Raw genomic sequence first — 18,272 nt, forward strand, 5'->3', positions numbered from 1 at the left:
TGTGACTTGATCGACCTGTTGATGCCGTCCCAGACGAACTCCCCGGAAAGTGTCGGGTACTGAGATCTGTTACCCTACAGCCCAGATTTCAATCCCATCGAGATGTTGTTCTCGAAGCTCAAGGCCCTGGTGCGTGGTTGGCCGGGAACCTCAGTTCAGGCCCTCTGTGACAGCATTGGTCGCGCCCTCCAGGCGGTCACACCTCAAAACATCTTTGGGTGGTTCCGGCACGCCCATCCATCGGCATTCTTATGACAAACGCTCTAATGTGAAGATCGTGTGTTCCGCATGCCGATTGACAATGCCAAGAATGCGGAATATGCTGTCCTAGACAAGGTTTTTTAGCTCAGTGGCAGAGCATCCGACTGTTAATCGGACGGTCGTTGGTTCGACCCCAACCTGCCGAGCCAGATAGAGCCCCCACTTCGGTGGGGGTTTTTCATGTTCGGCCCAGGCGGTCGTGCTCAGAGCAGGCGACCCTGTTCCGGACCGTGGCCGGGGTCGGGGGTCTGCACGGGCACGCCGTGGGCGTTCAGGGCCTCGCGCAACTGGGGGATGTTGTGCAGCGCGTGCCCCTTGGTGGTGTTCTCGAACAGGACGTACAGTTCGCTCAGATCGTCGGCGGCCAGGGCAATCTTCTGCGCCCATTCGTCCATCTCGGCGCGGGTGTAGCGGTAGTCGTGGCGTTCGGCGGCGCTCTGCCCTTCCCACCAGCTGCCGGTGTTGCGGCCGTGCAGGCGCAGGTAGCCCACGTCGCCCGTGACGTGCAGTTGCGGTTCGGGCAGGCCTCCGGCGGGCGGGTAGTCGGGGCTGACCCAGATCAGGCCGCGTTCGGCCATGCCTTCGCGGACTTCGGGGCGGTCCCAGCCTTCGTGGCGCATCTCGACGGCCAGTTCGTGCCCGGCGAATCGTTCGGCCAGCTGGCCCAGGTAGCGGCGGTTGGTGGGCGTGCGGTGAAACGAGAACGGGAACTGCGCGAGGTAGGGGCCCATGACGCCCGCCTCGCGCAGCGGTTCGGGGCTCTGGAGCATGCGGTCGAAGTCGGCGTCGGTGGGGGCGCGGTCGTGCGTGAAGACCCGGTGGAGTTTCACGGTGAAGCGCACCCGGCCGCCGCTCTTGCGGGCCATGCCCTCGAAGGCTTTCAGGCCGGGAATGGCGTAGAAGGAACTGTTGAGTTCCACGGCGTCGAAGTGCCGGGCGTACGTGGCGAGGTAGTCGTCCTTGCGGACGCCCCCGTAGATCAGGCCCTGTTCTGTCCAGTCGTCGTTGCTGTAGCCGCCGCAGCCGATGTACACGCGCATAAGGTCCAGGGTAACGGCGCGGGGTGCGTGCCGGGCCCGCCGCGCCCTTGCGGTGGCCTTGAGCGTTCCGGGCGCGGCGGGTGGTACGGGTCAGCCGTTGACGCTTGGGGGGCGGTTCAGGGTGGTCCAGAAGGCCTGGATGGTGCGCATGGCGTCGCGGAACTGCGTGAAGTCCATGGGTTTGATGACGTAGGCGCTGGCGCCGTGCGCGTAGGATTCGCGGATGTCGCGTCCCTCGCCGCTGGTGGTGAGCATGACGACCGGAATGCCGCGCAGCGCGGCGTTGGCGCGGATGGCGTCCAGTACGGCGATGCCGTCCATGTGCGGCATTTTCAGGTCGAGCAGGATCAGGTCGGGCAGCGTGCCGCGCACGCGGGCCTGTTCGAGCAGCGCGATGGCTTCCGGGCCGCTGCTGGCGACGCTGACCTCGTGGCCGCCGGGACCGGCCGGGGTTTCGTCGAGGGCCGTCAGGGCGAGTTCCACGTCGTTGGGGTTGTCGTCGATAAGCAGGATCCTGCGGGTGTTCACGGTGCCCCCACGGCCGCTGGCCGGGTCGGTACGAGGAAAACCTGTGACCGGGTGTCACTGGTGACCATCAGCTTAGCAGAGTCCATGAGGGTTTTCTAAAGTCAGTTTAACATTTGAGGACCTGTTCTGTGCAGTAAAGACCTTTGGCGTGGCGAGTGCCGCGCGCCCCGGCCAGCGGCCCGCAGGCGTGCAGACAGCCCGTCCCTGCCCACGGTCCGGGCCGCGCCGAGCGCGTAGACTTGCCGTCATGTTGACCAAGCGCATCATTCCCTGCCTGGACGTGCAGAGCGGCCGCGTGGTGAAGAACGTCCGGTTCTTCGAGGATCACCGTGACGCCGGGGACCCCCTGGTCCTGGCCCAGGCCTACGAGGCGCAGCAGGCCGACGAACTGGTGTTCTACGACATCACCGCCACCCACGAGGGCCGCAGCCTGATGCTGGACGTCGCCGCGCGCGTGGCCGAGCAGGTCATGATGCCCCTGACCGTCGGGGGCGGCGTGAACCACCTGTCGGACTTCCGGCAACTGCTGATGGCCGGCGCGGACAAGATCAGCGTGAACAGCGGCGCCCTGAGTCGCCCCGAACTGATCCGCGAGGCCAGCGACCACCACGGCGCGCAGTGCGTGATGCTGAGCATCGACGCCAAACGCCGCCCGGACGGCCACGGCTGGAACGTGTTCCGCGCCGGGGGCCGCGTGGACACCGGCCTGGACCTGATCGAGTGGGCCGTGCGCGGCCAGGCGCTCGGCGCGGGCGAGATCTGCCTGAACATCATGGACGCCGACGGCACCCGCGCCGGGTTCGATCTGGAAGCGACCCGCACGGTCGCCCGCGCGCTGGACATTCCCGTGATCGCGTCCGGCGGCGCTGGGAAACTCGAGGACTTCCGGGACGTGCTGCGCGGCGGCGAGGACGGCGGCTGGGCCGACGCGGCGCTGGCCGCCAGTGTCTTCCATTTCGGGGAACTGACCGTCCCGCAGGTCAAGACGTATCTGAAAGGCGAGGGGCTGCCCGTGCGGCCCGACTGGCACGACACGCACCTCTGACCCGACCCGTGCCCGCCGACCGTGAACGACCCGGCGGCGCGGCTTGAACCGTGACTCCCCCTGACCTCCCTGCCCTGCCCCCGGAGGGGCCTGACATGACCACCCCCAACACCCCCACCCACCTGAATCTGGACTCCCTGAACTTCGACCCGCAGACCGGCCTGATCCCGGTCGTCACGCAGGACGCCCGCAGCGGCGCCGTGCTGATGCAGGCGTACGCCGACCGCGCCGCCGTCGAGCGCACCCTGGACACCCGCGAGGCCACGTACTACAGCCGCTCCCGGCAGGAGCAGTGGGTCAAGGGCGCGACCAGCGGCCACACCCAGCAGGTCGTGGACGTGCAGGCCGACTGCGACGCCGACAGCCTGCTGTACCGCGTCGTGCAGACCGGCCCCGCCTGCCACACCGGCGCGTACTCCTGCTACCACCAGCCCCTGATGCCCGCCCAGGCCCCCCAGGCCGGACTGGACGGCACGCTGGACCGCGTGTACGCGACCATCACCGAGCGGCTGGCCACGCTGCCCGAGAACAGTTATGTGGCCCGCCTGCACGCCGGAGGCCTGGACCGCGTGCTGAAGAAGATCAGCGAGGAAAGCGGCGAGGTCCTGCTGGCCGCCAAGAACCACGACCGCGCCGAACTGGCCACCGAGGTCGCCGACCTGCTGTTCCACACCCTGTTCGCCATGGCCGAGGTCGGCGTCTCGCCCGCCGACGTGGCCGCCGTACTGCACGAACGCGAGGGGAAAACCGGCCTGAAAGGCCCGAAAGAAGTGGGCTGAGGAAGACCGTAAGGGCGCGGGCAGCGGTGCGCAGTCACCGCAACCCGTGTCCCTCAGAACAGCGTGGGTTGCAGCGCTTCCTCGGGCACCTGGGGAAGCGCCTCGACTTTCACGTACTCCAGTCCGGCGGCCTGCGCGACCTTCAGGGCCGGGACCGTGATGTCCGGGGCGGCCAGGATGCCGCGCACGGTGCCGGGCACCTGTTCCCGCACGGCCTGCACGTACCGGCCGAGTTGATGCACGGCCTCGTGACCGGCCTTGCCGCGCTTGAGTTCCACGACCACGAACCGGCCCTGCGCGTCGCGGGCGTACAGGTCGATGCCGCCCACCCCGACCAGCAGTTCGCGGTTCAGGACACTCAGGCCCGGTTCGATCAGTTCGGGCGTGCGGGCCAGCGCCGCCTGCATCTGCGCCTCGCTGCCCTGAAGCAGGAACAAAGCCTCGTCACCCAGTTGCAGCGCCGTGACCTGCGCGCAGGTGATCACGCGCACCCGCACCACCTCGGCCGGACTGCGGCGTTCGGCGTGCAGCACCACGCAGCCGCCCTCCAGTTCGGCGCTCAGGTGATCGGTGCGCGGCTGCCAGTTCACGGGCTTCACGCCGCGCGGCCCGTGCACCTGCAATGACCCGTCCGGCTTGAGCAGCAGCAGGCGGTCCCCGGCCTCGGCCATGCTGGTCGCCCGCCCGGCGTACAGCACCTCGACCTCACCCGCCAGGTGCAGGGTCACGCGGGCGTGCAGGTGCGCGCGCAGGAAGGTCAGCAGGGCTTCGGGGGTCGGGTGGGTCAGGGAGTCGATCAGCATGGTCGGGTGCGCGGCGCGCGCCGGGCAGCATAGCGCGCACGCAGCGGAATTCAGCAGTGCCCGTGAAACCCGCATGTGAACTCCATGACAGTTTCCCCAGCTTCACGTGAACGTGACCCGTGATCCAGTTCGGGCTGCGCTGCGTATAACTGATCAGAGCCTCACTTCAGCGTCACCCGCCGCCCGTCCACTCCCGCCTCGCCGACGACACGCCCGCTGCCGCTTGCCCCTGCGCTGTAGTCCGAACCCACACCAGACAGGCACCGCCGCGCCCGGCACCGTCCAAGGCACCCCCCCGGAGGAACCACCATGAAAAAAGTTGCCCTGCTCACCCTGATCTCCACCGTCGCCCTCGCCTCCTGCAACATGAACCGCACGCCCGAAGCTCCCGCCGGGCAGATCGCCTACGGCCTGAGCAGCGACGGCAAGCAGCTCGTGACCTTCGGCATGAACAACGCCGACGCCAGCTACGTGAAGACGGACATCACGGGCCTGGGCACCGAGACACTGGTGGACCTGGACGTGCGTAACACCGACGGCCTGCTGTACGGCGTGACTGCCAGCGGCAAGATCTACAAGATCAGCACCGAGAACGGCGCGGCGACGGTAGACAGCACCATCAAGGATGCCACGGTGGTCGCCGTGGACTTCAATCCCTTCGCCAACCGTCTGCGCGTGATCGGCACGAACGACACAAACTTCCGCCACACGCTGGGCAGCACCAACACCACCCCTGACGGAACGTTCGCCCTTTACCCCACGGGTGACACCAACGCTGGCACGAGCCCCAACCTTGTGGCCGCCGCCTACACCAACTCATTCAACGACACCGGCAGGACGGCCCCCGCAACGACGGCACTGTTCACGATTGATGCCGACCTCGACATCTTGGTCGCCCACCCGCCCGTCGGAGCGCCTCAGTTCAACACCCTTCAGACCGTCGGTACCCTCGGCGTGAACGTGATGCCCGAGATGACCGGCTTCGATATTGCCGGGGCCAGCAACGCGTACCTGAGCAGCGTGTCGAACAACGATACGAACCTGTACACCGTGGACCTGACCACCGGGAAGGCCACCATGAAGGGCAAACTGAGCGGCGTGAAGCTCAAGTCCATTGCCCTGAAACTCGCCGCGCAGTAACCCTCCGCGCGCCTGTTTCCGGTGAACGCCCCTGCCTGCGCGGTGGGGGCGTTCACCGTTGCGTGGCGCGGGCGGGGCACAATGGCGGGCATGACCCGACCTGATCCGCCCGCCGACCTGCCGGACAAGGCTGCCTGGCGGGCGTGGGCGCGGGCCACGCGGGCAGGGTTGCCGGACGTGTCGGATGAGGTCGTGGCGGGCCTGCGGGTGTTCCTGCGGTCGGTGGGGGCGCGGCGGGTGCTGGCGTACCGGGCGTTGCCGGGCGAGCCGGACGTGGCGGCCCTGCACGGCGAGTTCGAGTTACTGACCACCCGCGCCCGCTTTCGCCCCGTGCCGAGGTTGACGCTGCACGCGTGGGAGTCGGCGACGGAACTCAGCCGGTTCGGGGCGCTGCAACCGCCGCCCGGTGCGCCGGAGGTGCCGTTGTCGTCGGTGGATGTGGCGCTGCTGCCGGCGCTGGCGTTCGACGTGCGGGGCGTGCGGTTGGGGTACGGGGGCGGGTTTTACGACCGCCTGCTGCCGGGGTTTGCGGGGGTGACGGTGGGCGTGACGGTGCGGGCGCTGGTGGCAGCGCGCCTGCCGCGTGACGCGCATGACTGCCCGGTCGCGTGGCTGGCGACCGAGGCGGGCGTCACGGCGGCCCTGACCGGCCCGTAGCGGCGCGTGTGCCATGCTGGGCGCATGACGCAGATGATCACGGTGCAGGTGGAGGGGTTCGGGGAGATTCAGGCGCGCAGCGGCGAGCGGCTGGTGCTGGCGCTGGAGCGTGGCGGCGTGGACGTCCTGCACCGTTGCGGGGGCGCAGCGCGCTGCACGACCTGCCGCGTCAGCTTTCAGGAGGGCGAGCCGGATGCCATGACGGCCGCCGAGTTCGACAAACTGACCGAGAAAGACCTGATCGGGCAGGCGCGCCTGTCCTGCCAGATCGAGTGCGCGCCCGGCATGAGTCTCACGCCGCTTCAGACGGCGGGCAGCACGGGACTGGAGCCCGGCAAGGCCCCCGCCGAGGAGATCGAACCGGACCCCGTCTGGACCACCCGGCCCGGCGCGTCCACCGAAGGCTGATACGGACTCCGATTGAATGGCTTATAAAGCCGTTCAATCCGAGTTCATATGATCCGGCCCATCGGCAGGGATCAGTGCGGGCCAGCGGCGGCGGGGGCGGCCTCTCCCCCATCGGCTGGCCCGTCGGCTGCACCGTCATCTGGGCCGTCTGCTCCTGCCGCCGGGTTCGGTGAGAGCGGGTCGGTCAGGGCGGGCGTCCAGCGGTCCGAACCGCACGCGCAGGGTCCCGCGCCGTCCTGCGCGCCGTTCTGGGTGCGGCCGCACTCCAGGCAGGCCAGCGGCCCAGTGAACGCCCGCGCCGCGTCCGAGCCGAGTTCCGGGGGTGGTTCCAGATCCCAGGGCGGCACGACCGGCAGGCCCGGCGGCGGGTCGTGCGGGTGCGTGAACACGGTCAGGTTGCCGTCCTGCTCGAAGTACGCGCGTTGCACCGCGCCCAGTTGCCGCACGCCCTGCGCGCGCAGGCGCTCGAACACGTCCTCGCGGCTGAGGTTGGCGCGTTCCAGGCCGCCGCCCAGCAGCACGCCGTCGCGGATCAGTTCGACGGGCGTGCCCTCCACGAACGTCTCGACGCGTTCGCTGACGATCACCAGATGCGAGATCAGGCGTTGCAGGCCCACGACCAGCGCCATGACCAGCATGGCGTGCAGCAGCGGCACTTCCGGGTAGAACATCGGGTCGCCCGCCGCCGACCCCAGCCCGATCACGATGGCGACCTCCAGCGGACTGAGTTGCGCCAGTCCGCGTTTGCCGGTCACGCGCAGCAGCAGCACCAGCCACAGGAACATCACGGCCGTGCGGAACGCGATTTCCAGCAGGAACAGCGGGGGCGTGTCGCCCAGCAGCATCCGCGCCCAGTCGAACGGAACGACCTCGGCGCTCACGGGCTGACCGGCAGGCCCAGCCCGGCCAGGATGCGCGCGCGGTCCCAGCCGGTCAGGGTTGAGAGTTCCGTCAGGGTCGCCTCGAAGTCCGGCCCCGGCACGCCGTCACCGTCCGGCGTCAGGGACCGCAGGCGGCTCCACAGGGCGTTGCGCCGTTCCAGAAACGCGCGGTTCGCTCCGCGCCCGGCCTGTCCGTTCATGCCCGGAGTGTAGTGGGCCACCCACACCCGGGTCTTGAGCAACGGTTCAGGAACACGCGCGCCCATCCAGCCCGGCAGGCGCGGGCACGCACAGAGGGCAGGCAGAGGGGGCAGGCAGAGGGGGCGGGCGCGGTCCGCTTCGACCCTGCCCGCCCCCCGTGTGCTCCCGGTCTGCTTCAGCGGTAGCGGGCCACGTCCCGCAGGTGCGCGGCGTAATCGTGGTTCACGTAGATCTTGCCGTCCAGGCCATGCAGGAAGTACACGGCGTCCCGGCCGTCCGCCATCTTGCGTTCCGGGTTCAGGACGGCCAGCAGCGCCGCCTGACCGGGGTTGTTGATCGGCCCGGCCGGCAGGCCCTGGCGGGTGTACGTGGAGTACGGCGTGTCCTTCGTGAAGTCCCCGGCGCTGCGGTCCAGTTCCGGCAGGTCCTTGCCCAGCCCGTACGCGACGGTCGGGTCGCTGCCCAGCGCGATGCCGTCGCGCAGGCGGTTCAGGAACACGCCCGCAATGACGGGCATCTCGGCGTCGTTGGCCGCCTCGGCCTGCACCATGCTGGCCAGGATCACCCAGTCGCGCACGCTCAGGCCCAGGGCTTTGGCGGCCGCCACGTTCGCGGGCGTGAACTCGGTCTGCATGCGGTCCAGCATGGTCCGCACGATCCTGGCAGGCGTCTCTGCCGGGCGGAAGTCGTACGTGGCGGGAAACACGAAGCCCTCCAGGTCCGGCTGCCCCCCGGCGTACGGGCTGAGGCTGGGGGTACGCAGTGCTTTCAGGATGGCCGCGCCGTCGAACCCGGCCTTCTGGAAGATGGCGGGCAGGTCCTTCACGCGCCGCCCCTCGGGAATGGTGACGCTGACGGTCGGAATGCGGGCCGGGCCAGCCAGTGTCTGCGCGACCTGCGCGGCCGTCATCTGCCCGTTCAGGTCGTACAGTCCTTCTTTCAGGCTGCCGGCCGTGCCGTCACGCCGCATGATGAACCGCAGCACGTCGGCGTTCTTCACGATGTTCCGCTCCTGCAGGGTGCGGGCCACGCTGCCCAGCGTGTCACCGGGTTTCACCTCCAGCGTGAACGCCCCCCCGCCCGCCGCGCCCAGCAGGCCGCGCACGTACAGCAGCGCGCCCCCCACCGCCAGCAACGCCAGCAGCAGCAGGACCAGCAGCACCCGCACCCACACGGGCAGGCCGCGCCGCGCCTCCAGGCGGGTCACCGGGCCACCGTCACGCCGTGCCGCCGCAACCGTTCGTGCAGGTCTGCGTCGGCCGGGGGGCGCGCCCCGAACCGCGACACGACCCAGCCGCCCACCTGCACGGCCAGTCCCGCCGCCCGCACCGCGTCCCCGTGCGTCAGCCACCCGGCCAGGAACGCCCCGCCGAACGAATCCCCGGCGCCCGTGGCGTCGATGGCGCGGTCCTGCGTGGCCGGCACCTGCACCCGCGCCTGCCCCGGACCCTCGATCAGCACGCCGTCCTCGTCGAGTTTCATGACGATCAGCGCCTGCGGGTAGTGCGCCCGGAACCAGTCCATCGCCGCGTGCCGGTCCGCGTGACCGCTCATGGCGCGGGCCTCGTCGTCGTTCGGGAAGAACACGTCGAACGGCACGTCCTGCAACACCCGCAGGAACGACTCGCGGCCCATCTGCTGAATCATCTGGAAACTGCCGGGATCCAGGCTCAGGGTCGCGCCCGCCTCCTTGGCGACCCTGGCGGCCAGCAGCGCCGCCGCGCGCGGCGGATCACGGAACAGACTCCAGGCGGTCAGGTGCAGGTGCGCCGCGCCGCGCAGCGTGTCCAGCGGCAGTTCCTCCGGCAGCAACTCCCAGTCGGCGCCCTGCCCGGTCAGCATGGCCCGCTGCCCGCGCCGGTCGATCAGACCCAGGATCACGCCCGTCGGATGCTCCCGGCTGAGCAGCAGGTCCGTGCCCACACGCTCGGCGTGCAGTTCAGCGGTCGCCAGTTCCCCGAAGCGGTCCAGGCCGATCTTGCCCGTGAAACGCGCCGGGAACCCGCAACGGGCAGCCCACACGGCCAGGTTCGCGGCGCTGCCACCCCCGGACAGTTCGATGCGGCCCGTGCTGTCGCCACCCGGCAGCAGCATGGTGTCGGGTTTCGCCAGGACGTCCCAGGTCAGGTCACCCAGCGAAACGAGAGGGGTACGGTCAGTCATTCCAGCACAGAGCATAGCGCCCACACCCCATCCACCCCGGCAGACGGAACGCCGGGGTCTTGAGGCCCGCCCGTCAGACCCGCTAGCATGCCGGGCGTGTTCCCCCACAAGTCACACCTGCTGCTGTACTGCCTGCTCCTGACGGGCACGCTGGGCACAGACGGGACGGCCAACGCCGAACCCGGCACCCCCGGCAGCAGCGACTTCCGGTACGTGCAGCCCGCCCGGCCCTTCCCACCAGCCCGGCCCGGCGAACCCACCCTGCTGACCCTGCACGCCACGCGCCCGGAACACCTGACCCTGAACCAGCTGCGCGCCCTGCCCGCCACGCAATTCACGGTGCAGCACCCGCAACTGCAACAGACCTTCACGTACCGGGGCGTGCCACTGCGTGACCTCGCGCGGCGCGGCGGGTTCCTGGGACGCGACATCCGCGTCACCGCCGACGACGGCTTCATCGCCATCATCCGCGCCGCCGACTACAGCCAGGCACCCATCATGGTCGCGTACGAAGCCGACGGCCGCCCCATCCCCACCCTGAAAAAAGGCCCGCTGCTGATCGCTTTCCCCCCCGACCGCCGCTTCCCCCCCAACCGCTACGGCAGCCAGTGGGCGTGGTACGTCACCGGCATCAGCGCCCGCACCCCATGACCCCCACCACGCAGACCACCCCCGACCCCGCACGCGACCCCGCCCCCCGAGCCCTGCTGGGCCTGCTCCTCAGCCGCGAGGACCTGCTGCTGGCCCTGCTGCCCACCCTGATCTCGGTCGCGCTGCTGACCGTCGCGTTCCTGCCCGCCTTCCGCTCCCTGAACAACCCCCAGACCACCTGGAGCGGCTACAACTACCAGGGATTCCTGAACCGCGTCCTGCAATACGCCCGCGCCACCACCGACCCCAGCATCACCCCCGAACAGACCAACCGCAAACGCGAACAGGTCCTCTCGGACATCCTGACCGCCGCCCACCAGGCCACCGGCGACCACCCGGACTCCATGTTCGCCGAACTCCCGGAACGGGAACGCGACGCCGGCGTGCGCCTGAACGACATCGCGCCCCTCGTCAGAAGCGGCACCCCCGCCGACGCCGCACAGGCCGTCCGCATCGCCGAACAACTCAACGCCGCCGCCCACACCCACCTGACCCTCGTCCGCAACCAGCTGAGCCGCAACCTGCAATTCATGCAGATCACCGTCCTGCTCGCCGCACTCATCAGCGGCACCCTCGGCTCCGCCCTGATCCTGCGCTCCCTGAACGCCGCCCGCCGCGAACAGGACGCCCGCCACGCCCGCGAAACCCAGCACCGCGAAGCCCTCAGCATGGCCGCCCACGAACTCCGCCGCCCCCTGCAGGCCCTGCTGCTCGCCACCGACGCCCTGCGCGGCACCGAGAACCTCCGCATGCGCGAACAGCTGCTCCGCCGCATCGAAGATCAGGCCGCGCAACTCGCCGTACGCACCGACCTCGAACGCCTCGAACTGATGTACACCAACATCGCCCCCCGCCCCGAACGCACCGACCTGAACGCCCTGCTGACCCGCCTGGAAACCGAACGCGTCCGCACCCGCCGCCCCCCCACCCCCACCCACGTCACCGCCGACCCCAACCACCTGCGCCAGATCCTGGAAAACCTCATCGAGAATGCCCAACGCTACTCACAGGACCTGATCCTCATCACCCTCGACGGCCCCACCCCCGGACACGGCCCCGTGATCCGCGTCCTGGACAACGGCCCCGGCCTGCCCCACGACCTGCTCGAACGTGTGTTCGACGTCGGCTACCGCAAACCCGGCACCCCCCACCGCGAAGGCCAGGGCCTGGGCCTCCCCGTCGCCCGCCGACTCGCCCGCGCCAACCACGCCGACATCACCCTTCACTCCCCCGAAGGCGGCGGCCTCGAAGCGCGCGTCACCTTCCCCGCACCCACCCCGGACCCCACCACCGAACACCCCCACCCCACCCCCACCCCGTAACCCCACACGCCGCACCCCACCCCCCACCCCATGCACTACCCTTGAACCACATGCCCGACGCCCACCCCAACCCCCTCGACCTCACCCACCTCAAGGAACTGCTTGAGGACACCAAGCTGGAACCGCAGAGGGTTACTGAGGAAGCCACCACGCTCTTAACACGGGCGAGGGAATCAGGCGACCTAAAAGCAGAGCACATGCTGTTGTTAGTGCTGGGAGCCGCTCAGATGGAACTGGGCAAGGCGGCCTCTGCTCGCCTCCTTCTTGATGAAGCGCTGGATCTTGCAGGCGACCATTCGGAAATGTGTGCACGGACATACCTAGAGCGACTGCGGTTACTGTTAGGCCACAGCGACAATCTGACTGCACAGGATGATTACACCGCTCTATCAGAACTACTACCTTATTTTACGGATACTGTGGAGCACATCTCAGCGCTCAATGTTCTTGCCGGGGCAGCATATCGCAGAGAAGATCTCGCAGGCACTCTTCAATGGCTTGAGCAGGCTAAGCAGGTAGCTTTAGAGAATCATGATATGGGCAGCTTCGCAAAAGTTGCGGGAAACATGTCAATTCTGTATTCGGACACAGGACAGTTTGCACCAGCTTTGCGCAATGCTCAAGAATTTTTGCGATACAGCACCTCAAAAAATAAGCCCGCCGCAGTTTCTCAGATAGTAGCGACTTACATGACTGTTGATAAGTATCAAGAGGCCGTCGATATAGCCGACGAATATCTGAGTCTTATAGAGATTAATACTCTGAGCAATTCGGATAAACTGCTTCTTAATAATAAAGCCGATTGCCTAATACAATTGAAGCGATTTGATGAGGCGTCTGCCATCATAGAAAACAATAACCTGCACGCTGACGAGAATATGCGCATTAAAATGTATGCGCTGGATACTCTTGGCACCGCCCAGTGGCATCTGCAAGATGTATCTAAATCCAGAATGTGCCTTGCTGAGAGTATAAGACTCTGCTATGAACTGAAGCTGCAACTAGCGAGTGCCAATCCGCTTGTAGGGCTGGCAGAACTGGAACTGGACCATGACGTTTCGCTCGCTCTGAGTTACGGACGGCAGGCGCTGGAAGCACTGGAGGAAGAATCCACGAATCCCAGGCTGTGGTCGCGGGCGCTGCACGTGCTGTCGCGTGGGCATGCGGCGCTCGGGGAGTTCCGGGAGGCGTACGAGTTCGGTGAGCAGCACCGGGCGTTGCAGGCGCGTCTGGACCGTGAAGCGGAGCAGCAGCGCCTGGATGTGGCGTTCGCGGAGTTGGAGGTCGAGCGGACGCAGGTGGTCGCGGAGATTCAGCGGACGGCGCTGGGGCAGGCGCGGGGTGAGGTGGCGGCGCTGCACGCGCATCTGGAGTCGCGGGTGGAGCAGCGGACGCGGGAGCTTCAGGCGGCGAATGAGGAACTGAGTGCGTTCGCGTGGTCGCTCAGTCATTACCTGCGCACGCCGATGCAACTGGTGATGGGGCACGCGGACCTGCTGGTGAGCGTGCCGGAGGCGGAACGGGCCGCGCATGCCGAGGGAATCATGCAGTCCATCGGGCGGATGTCGGAGATGCTGGACGGGTTGCTGCGGTACGCGGAGCGGCATCTGAAGCCGCTGGAGTCGCGGCCGGTGGCGGTGGGTGAGTTGGTGGATCAGGCGTGGACGGAACTGGCGCTGGGTGACGGGGTGCAGTTGGTGGTGAATCCGTTGCCGGTGGTGGTGGGTGATCCGGCGGCGTTGCGGTTGGTGTTCCGGAACCTGCTGGCGAACGCGGCGCAGCATTCGCGTGGTCGGGAGGGCGCGCGGGTGGTGGTGCGGGCCGGTCTGGAGGGGGGCATGCACGTGATCGAGGTGCAGGATAACGGGGTGGGGTTCGATCCGGGGGCGGCGCAGCGGTTGTTCCGGGTGTTCAGTCAGTTGCCGGCCGGGCAGTCGTTCGAGGGGTTGGGGTTGGGGCTGGCGGATGTGTGGCGCGTGGTGATCGCGCATGGTGGGCACGTGCGGACGGAGGGGCGGCCGGGTGAGGGGGCGTCGTTCTTCGTGTACCTGCCGGCAACGCCGGAGTTGGTGCTGGGCGCACCGGCCAGCGCCTGATCTGCCCGGCCCCTGACGGCCGGGGGGTGGGGGTGGCATGCTGGGGCATGTCGCGTTTTGTGTTGCTGTTCCTGCTGGCCGGGTCTGCCCTGGCTGCCGCTCCGGAAGCCCATGCGGGGCCGCCGGCCTTTCTGGTGCAGTTGACGCTGCTTCTGGGCGTGTCGGCGCTGGCGGCGTACCTGTCGTTCCGGTTGCGGCTCATTCCGATCATCGGGTTTCTGGTGGCGGGCGTGGTGGCGGGGCCGGGCGCGCTGGGGTTGATCCGGGATCAGGAACTCATCTCGGCGGCGTCCGAGGTGGGCGTGATGCTGCTGCTGTTCACCATCGGGATCGAGTTCAGTCTGGAGCGGTTGTCGCGGATCGCGCGGCAGATTTTCGTGGGCGGCGGGTTGCAGGTGGGCCTGACGGTGCTGGCGGGCGCGGGGGCGCTGCTGCTGGCGGGGGTGGGCGCGCCGGACGCGGTGTTCACGGGCTGCCTGATCGCGCTGTCGAGCACGGCGATCGTGATGCGTCTGCTGGGCGAGCGTGGCGAGACGAACGGCCCGGCGGGGCAGGTGAGTCTGGGCATCCTGATCTTTCAGGATCTGGCGGTGGTGCTGATGGTGCTGCTGATCCCGATGCTGGCCGGGCAGGGTGGGGGCGCGCTGGGCGTGCTGGTCGCGCTGGCGAAGGCGGGCGGGATCATTGCGTTCGTGCTGATCGCGGCGCGGCGGATCGTGCCGCCCGTCATGGAGGTCGTGGCGCGCACGTGCAGCAGCGAGATCTTCCTGCTGACGGTCGTGGCGCTGTGTTTCGGCACGGCGAGCCTGACGGCCATGGCGGGCGTGAGTCTGGCGCTGGGGGCGTTCCTGGCGGGCCTGCTGGTCAGCGACAGCCGCTACGGGGCGCAGGCGATGGGTGAGATCCTGCCGCTGCAGATTCTGTTCAGCGCGGCGTTCTTCCTGTCGGTGGGGTTGCAGTTGAACCTGGGGTTCCTTGCGGGGAACCTGGGCGTGGTGCTGGGCGCGGCGGCGCTGATCGCGGCCCTGAAGGTGGGGGTGACGTTCGTCAGTGTGCGTCTGCTGGGCGAGTCCACGCGGACGGCGCTGCCCGTGTCGTTCCTGACGGCGCAGGTGGGTGAGTTCTCGTTCGTGCTGGCGACGACGGGCACGGCGCTGGGCCTGAGTTTCGCGGGCATGGGCGCGCAGGGGAGCGGGGTGTTCATCGCGGCGACGGTGCTGCTGATGGCGTTCACGCCCGCACTGAACGCCCTGGCGGACGCGCTGGGCCGCCGCCTGCCTGCCCCGGCACCGGCCAGCGCGGCAGGCGGGTCAGGCGGGGCGGGGCTGGCGGCAGCAGGACCGGGGGGCGGCGAGGCGCACGGCCTGCCGGTCGCGGGGCGGGTGGTGTTCGCCGGGTACGGCGCGCACGCGCGACTCGCGGCCCGCGCCCTGAGCCGCGCGGGCGTGCCGTACAGCGTCATCACCCGCAACCCGGACGGCGCCAGTGAACTGGAGGGCCGGGGGGCGCCCGTGCTGATCGCGGATTACACGCGGGCCGGGCTGCTGCGTGAACTGGAGATCGGCTCGGCCCGCGCGCTGGTGATCGTGGACGACGACACCGAGATGACGGAACGGACCGTCAGCGTGGTCCGTTCCGTCGCGCCGGAGCTGCGGCTCATCACGCGCGCCACGTCCCCCGAGGGCTTCCAGGGGTTGCAGAGCCTGGGAGCGCAGCACATCCTGACCGCCCCGCGCGAGGTGGCGGCCGGGATTCTGGACCTGCTGACCCCGCCGGAGGTGACGCGCGCCGACATCACCCGTCACCTCGCGGAGCATCCGCCCGTGACCCTGAGTGCCACGCAACGCGCGCAGTGCGAGCACGCCGCGCACAACGCCGGGCCGGTCACCCCGGAGGCGGACGTGTGCCTGGAGTGCGTGGCGGCGGGTGACACCTGGGTTCACCTGCGGGTGTGCATGACCTGCGGGCACGTGGGCTGCTGCGATTCCAGCAAGAACAAACACGCCACCGCGCACGCCCGGCGGCAGGATCACCCGGTCATCCGCAGCGCCGAACCGGGCGAGACCTGGGCCTACTGCTACGAGCATCACTGGACGAAGTAGGGGGATCGACGATGGGTGATAGAGGACCAGCCCCCATCACCCATCAACCATCTACTCTGTCCTATTTACTCTGTTCCCCGCCCGGAACGGGTTGCACCTGCAGGGCGCGCAGGGCCAGCAGGGTGGCGGTCAGTTCCAGCAGGCCGCCCAGGCCGTACACGAGTTGCGTGCTGAGGTCCGGGTCGCCGCTGAAGCCGGGGATGGGCACGACGTTCAGGACCGTCATGCCGAGGGTCAGCGCGGCCGACAGGTTCAGCCAGTCCATCAGTTTCCGGCGGGGCGCGGCGGCCAGCGGTTCGGTGCTGACGCGTGCGAGGCCGCCGTACATGGCGTTGCTGGCCACGATGGCGGCGCCCCAGATGGTCAGCAGGGCGCTCAGGGCGACCGGGTTCGCTTCGGGGGTGGCGCCGCCCAGCACGCTGAACAGCGTCAGCGCCCACAGCGCGCCGCGCAGTGAGGTCAGCCACGGGAAGGTCAGGGTCAGGGCGCGCCAGACGCCGTCCGTGCCGGGCGTGGGGTGGGCGCGCAGGGTGCGGCCCAGCAGGGTCGTCCACCACGCCATGACCAGCGCGGCGATCAGCGCCTCGGCGGCGTTGAAGTACCGGCTGAGGTCCTGCGAGTGCCACGCGGCGAACGCGGCCGTACCGATCAGCGCCGCGACCTGCACCCACAGGGCCGCCAGCGCCGCCGCGCGCCAGCGGTCGGGGGTCATGACAGGCCCAGTTTCGCGCTCAGGCGTTCGCGGACCACTTCGGGTTTGGCCTTGCCGCCCGTGGCTTTCATGACCGGACCGAACAGGGCGTTCATGGCCTTGGCGTTCCCCGCGCGGACCTTCTCGACGGTGGCCGGATCGGCCGCCATGGCGGCGTCGATGGCAGCGTCGATGGCGGCCGTGTCGGTCACGACGCTCAGGCCGCGCTCCTGCACGAGTGCGGCCGGGTCGTGGCCGGTCAGAACGTCGGGCAGCAGGTCCTTGGCGATCTTGCCGCTGATGGTGCCCGCGTCGATCAGGCCCACCAGGGCGGCCAGATGCGCGGGACGCAGGGCGCTGGCCTCCAGCGTCTCCTCACGCGCGGCCAGCAGGCCGGACACGTCGCCCAGCAGCCAGTTTGCCAGCTTCTGGGCATCGGGTTTCTGGGCGTCCGGGCGCGGCTCAGGGGTCAGGGCCTCGTCGTAGAAGCGTGAGAGCGGCACGCTGAGGCTCAGGGTCTGCGCGTCGGCCTCGCGCACGCCCGCCGCGCGGTAGCGCTCCAGTTTCTGCGCGGGCAGTTCGGGCATCCGCTCCCGCACCTGCGCGATCCATTCGGGCGTGATATCCAGCGGGGGCAGGTCCGGCTCGGGGAAGTAGCGGTAATCGGCCTCAACCTCCTTGGTCCGCATCAGGAAGGTCTTCTGGCCGCCCTCGTCCCACCCCAGGGTGTCCTGCGTGATGCGCCCGCCGGCGTCCAGGATGCGGGCCTGCCGGGCCGCCTCGAACTCGATGGCGCGCGCCACGGAGCGGAACGAGTTGAGGTTCTTCACCTCGCACTTGGTGCCCCACGGCTCGCCGGGCTTATGAAGGCTGAGGTTCACGTCGCAGCGCATCTTGCCTTCCTCGGGCGTGGCGTCACTGACGCCCAGCGCCTGCGCAATGGCCTGCACGCTCTCCAGAAACGCGCGGGCCTGCTCGGCGCTCACGATGTCGGCCTCGGTGACCATCTCCAGCAGGCTGGACCCGGCGCGGTTCAGGTCCAGCATGGAGTACGGCGCGTACGTGGGGTGCGTCAGTTTGCCCGCGTCGTCCTCCAGGTGCGCGCGCTTGATCCGCACGCGGCTCACCTCACCGCCGGGCAGGGTCACGTCCAGGAACCCGTCGCGGGCGATGGGCCGGTCGTACTGCGACAGCTGGAAGTTCTTCGGGGCGTCCGGGTAGAAGTAATTCTTGCGGTGAAACTGCGTGAAGCCCGATACGTCGCAGTTCAGGCCCAGCCCGAACATCATGGCGAGTTCCACCGCCTCGCGGTTCAGGGTGGGCAGCGTGCCCGGCAGGCCCAGCGTGAACGGGTCCGTGAACGTGTTCGGTTCCGCCCCGTGATACTCCTGCGGGCACGAGCTGAAGATCTTGGACCTTGTCTTCAGTTGCAGGTGAACTTCCAGACCAATAACCGCCACATACGACATGCCACGCAGGATACCGCCGCGCCGCACGGCACCGG

18 protein-coding genes are annotated in these 18,272 nt (G+C 68.8%); 9 read left to right on the forward strand and 9 right to left on the reverse strand.

Annotation, left to right across the window (positions count from 1 at the left end):
• Positions 1-464 precede the first annotated feature (464 nt).
• The gene (locus IEY70_RS06235; protein WP_189064151.1) at positions 465-1,301 is read right to left on the reverse strand and encodes a DUF72 domain-containing protein; all 837 of its coding nucleotides are present in this window, start codon (positions 1,299-1,301) and stop codon (positions 465-467) included.
• Between the two features lie 90 nt (positions 1,302-1,391).
• Positions 1,392-1,829 (reverse strand): response regulator, encoded by a 438-nt coding sequence (locus IEY70_RS06240; RefSeq protein WP_189064152.1) that lies wholly within the window; start codon positions 1,827-1,829, stop codon positions 1,392-1,394.
• A gap of 247 nt (positions 1,830-2,076) precedes the next feature.
• Between IEY70_RS06240 and hisF the strand changes: the two genes are divergently transcribed.
• A complete protein-coding gene (gene hisF, locus IEY70_RS06245) occupies positions 2,077-2,874 on the forward strand; it encodes an imidazole glycerol phosphate synthase subunit HisF (protein ID WP_189064153.1) in 798 nt (265 codons plus the stop codon).
• A 95-nt stretch (positions 2,875-2,969) separates the two neighbouring features.
• Positions 2,970-3,653 carry a bifunctional phosphoribosyl-AMP cyclohydrolase/phosphoribosyl-ATP diphosphatase HisIE gene (gene hisIE, locus IEY70_RS06250; RefSeq protein WP_189064154.1) on the forward strand — a complete coding sequence of 228 codons (684 nt, stop codon included), beginning with the start codon at positions 2,970-2,972 and terminating at the stop codon, positions 3,651-3,653.
• 53 nt (positions 3,654-3,706) lie between these two features.
• On the opposite strand, the gene nucS is transcribed toward hisIE, so the two are convergent.
• The gene (gene nucS, locus IEY70_RS06255; RefSeq protein ID WP_229777690.1) at positions 3,707-4,531 is read right to left on the reverse strand and encodes an endonuclease NucS; all 825 of its coding nucleotides are present in this window, start codon (positions 4,529-4,531) and stop codon (positions 3,707-3,709) included.
• Positions 4,532-4,765: 234 nt separating this feature from the next.
• On the opposite strand from nucS, the gene IEY70_RS06260 reads away from it, so the two are divergent.
• From IEY70_RS06260 to IEY70_RS06270, 3 genes are all read left to right on the forward strand, one after another.
• Entirely contained in the window at positions 4,766-5,596 is an 831-nt protein-coding gene (locus tag IEY70_RS06260; RefSeq protein ID WP_189064155.1) for a DUF4394 domain-containing protein, read from the forward strand.
• A 90-nt stretch (positions 5,597-5,686) separates the two neighbouring features.
• The gene (locus tag IEY70_RS06265; RefSeq protein ID WP_189064156.1) at positions 5,687-6,253 is read left to right on the forward strand and encodes a 5-formyltetrahydrofolate cyclo-ligase; all 567 of its coding nucleotides are present in this window, start codon (positions 5,687-5,689) and stop codon (positions 6,251-6,253) included.
• A 33-nt stretch (positions 6,254-6,286) separates the two neighbouring features.
• Positions 6,287-6,661, forward strand: a complete 375-nt coding sequence (locus IEY70_RS06270; RefSeq protein WP_189064285.1) for a 2Fe-2S iron-sulfur cluster-binding protein — start codon at positions 6,287-6,289, stop codon at positions 6,659-6,661.
• 71 nt (positions 6,662-6,732) lie between these two features.
• Here IEY70_RS06270 and IEY70_RS06275 read toward each other — a convergent pair whose 3' ends face one another.
• From IEY70_RS06275 to IEY70_RS06290, 4 genes are all read right to left on the reverse strand, one after another.
• Positions 6,733-7,542 carry a DUF421 domain-containing protein gene (locus tag IEY70_RS06275; protein ID WP_229777691.1) on the reverse strand — a complete coding sequence of 270 codons (810 nt, stop codon included), beginning with the start codon at positions 7,540-7,542 and terminating at the stop codon, positions 6,733-6,735.
• Positions 7,539-7,742: a hypothetical protein gene (locus tag IEY70_RS06280; RefSeq protein WP_189064157.1), complete on the reverse strand. Its 204-nt coding sequence runs from the start codon at positions 7,740-7,742 to the stop codon at positions 7,539-7,541. Before IEY70_RS06280 ends, IEY70_RS06275 begins: the two co-directional genes overlap by 4 nt.
• 176 nt (positions 7,743-7,918) lie before the next feature.
• On the reverse strand, positions 7,919-8,950 hold the full coding sequence (mltG, locus tag IEY70_RS06285; RefSeq protein WP_189064158.1) for an endolytic transglycosylase MltG: 1,032 nt from the start codon (positions 8,948-8,950) through the stop codon (positions 7,919-7,921).
• Positions 8,947-9,906 (reverse strand): carbohydrate kinase family protein, encoded by a 960-nt coding sequence (locus IEY70_RS06290; protein ID WP_189064159.1) that lies wholly within the window; start codon positions 9,904-9,906, stop codon positions 8,947-8,949. Before IEY70_RS06290 ends, mltG begins: the two co-directional genes overlap by 4 nt.
• A 96-nt stretch (positions 9,907-10,002) precedes the next feature.
• Between IEY70_RS06290 and IEY70_RS06295 the strand changes: the two genes are divergently transcribed.
• Genes IEY70_RS06295 through IEY70_RS06310 form a run of 4 tightly spaced genes read left to right on the forward strand, consistent with a single transcriptional unit; the run spans position 10,003 to position 16,077 of the window.
• Complete coding sequence (locus IEY70_RS06295; RefSeq protein WP_229777692.1) at positions 10,003-10,557, forward strand: hypothetical protein; 555 nt, start codon at positions 10,003-10,005, stop codon at positions 10,555-10,557.
• Positions 10,554-11,879: a sensor histidine kinase gene (locus IEY70_RS06300; protein WP_189064160.1), complete on the forward strand. Its 1,326-nt coding sequence runs from the start codon at positions 10,554-10,556 to the stop codon at positions 11,877-11,879. The genes IEY70_RS06295 and IEY70_RS06300 overlap by 4 nt, the downstream gene beginning before the upstream one ends.
• A gap of 50 nt (positions 11,880-11,929) precedes the next feature.
• A complete protein-coding gene (locus IEY70_RS20940) occupies positions 11,930-13,975 on the forward strand; it encodes an ATP-binding protein (RefSeq protein ID WP_229777693.1) in 2,046 nt (681 codons plus the stop codon).
• A gap of 47 nt (positions 13,976-14,022) precedes the next feature.
• On the forward strand, positions 14,023-16,077 hold the full coding sequence (locus tag IEY70_RS06310; protein ID WP_189064161.1) for a cation:proton antiporter: 2,055 nt from the start codon (positions 14,023-14,025) through the stop codon (positions 16,075-16,077).
• Positions 16,078-16,138: 61 nt separating this feature from the next.
• Here IEY70_RS06310 and IEY70_RS06315 read toward each other — a convergent pair whose 3' ends face one another.
• The gene (locus tag IEY70_RS06315) at positions 16,139-16,789 is read right to left on the reverse strand and encodes a hypothetical protein (RefSeq protein ID WP_189064162.1); all 651 of its coding nucleotides are present in this window, start codon (positions 16,787-16,789) and stop codon (positions 16,139-16,141) included.
• Positions 16,786-18,237, reverse strand: coding sequence for an Asp-tRNA(Asn)/Glu-tRNA(Gln) amidotransferase subunit GatB (gatB, locus tag IEY70_RS06320; RefSeq protein ID WP_189064163.1), 1,452 nt, complete (start codon positions 18,235-18,237; stop codon positions 16,786-16,788). The genes IEY70_RS06315 and gatB overlap by 4 nt, the downstream gene beginning before the upstream one ends.
• Positions 18,238-18,272: the final 35 nt, after the last annotated feature.

It is taken from the genome of Deinococcus seoulensis, assembly GCF_014648115.1.
GTDB lineage: Bacteria > Deinococcota > Deinococci > Deinococcales > Deinococcaceae > Deinococcus > Deinococcus seoulensis.

Excerpts from the sequence above, each read along its gene's own strand:
- IEY70_RS06235 (WP_189064151.1), bottom strand. The coding sequence starts at position 1,301 with ATGCGCGTGTACATCGGCTGCGGCGGCTACAGCAACGACGACTGGACA.
- hisF (WP_189064153.1), top strand. The coding sequence starts at position 2,077 with ATGTTGACCAAGCGCATCATTCCCTGCCTGGACGTGCAGAGCGGCCGC.
- hisIE (WP_189064154.1), top strand. The coding sequence starts at position 2,970 with ATGACCACCCCCAACACCCCCACCCACCTGAATCTGGACTCCCTGAAC.
- nucS (WP_229777690.1), bottom strand. The coding sequence starts at position 4,531 with ATGCGGGTTTCACGGGCACTGCTGAATTCCGCTGCGTGCGCGCTATGC.
- IEY70_RS06260 (WP_189064155.1), top strand. The coding sequence starts at position 4,766 with ATGAAAAAAGTTGCCCTGCTCACCCTGATCTCCACCGTCGCCCTCGCC.
- IEY70_RS06265 (WP_189064156.1), top strand. The coding sequence starts at position 5,687 with ATGACCCGACCTGATCCGCCCGCCGACCTGCCGGACAAGGCTGCCTGG.
- IEY70_RS06270 (WP_189064285.1), top strand. The coding sequence starts at position 6,287 with ATGATCACGGTGCAGGTGGAGGGGTTCGGGGAGATTCAGGCGCGCAGC.
- IEY70_RS06280 (WP_189064157.1), bottom strand. The coding sequence starts at position 7,742 with ATGAACGGACAGGCCGGGCGCGGAGCGAACCGCGCGTTTCTGGAACGG.
- IEY70_RS06290 (WP_189064159.1), bottom strand. The coding sequence starts at position 9,906 with ATGACTGACCGTACCCCTCTCGTTTCGCTGGGTGACCTGACCTGGGAC.
- IEY70_RS06300 (WP_189064160.1), top strand. The coding sequence starts at position 10,554 with ATGACCCCCACCACGCAGACCACCCCCGACCCCGCACGCGACCCCGCC.
- IEY70_RS20940 (WP_229777693.1), top strand. The coding sequence starts at position 11,930 with ATGCCCGACGCCCACCCCAACCCCCTCGACCTCACCCACCTCAAGGAA.
- IEY70_RS06310 (WP_189064161.1), top strand. The coding sequence starts at position 14,023 with ATGTCGCGTTTTGTGTTGCTGTTCCTGCTGGCCGGGTCTGCCCTGGCT.
- IEY70_RS06315 (WP_189064162.1), bottom strand. The coding sequence starts at position 16,789 with ATGACCCCCGACCGCTGGCGCGCGGCGGCGCTGGCGGCCCTGTGGGTG.
- gatB (WP_189064163.1), bottom strand. The coding sequence starts at position 18,237 with ATGTCGTATGTGGCGGTTATTGGTCTGGAAGTTCACCTGCAACTGAAG.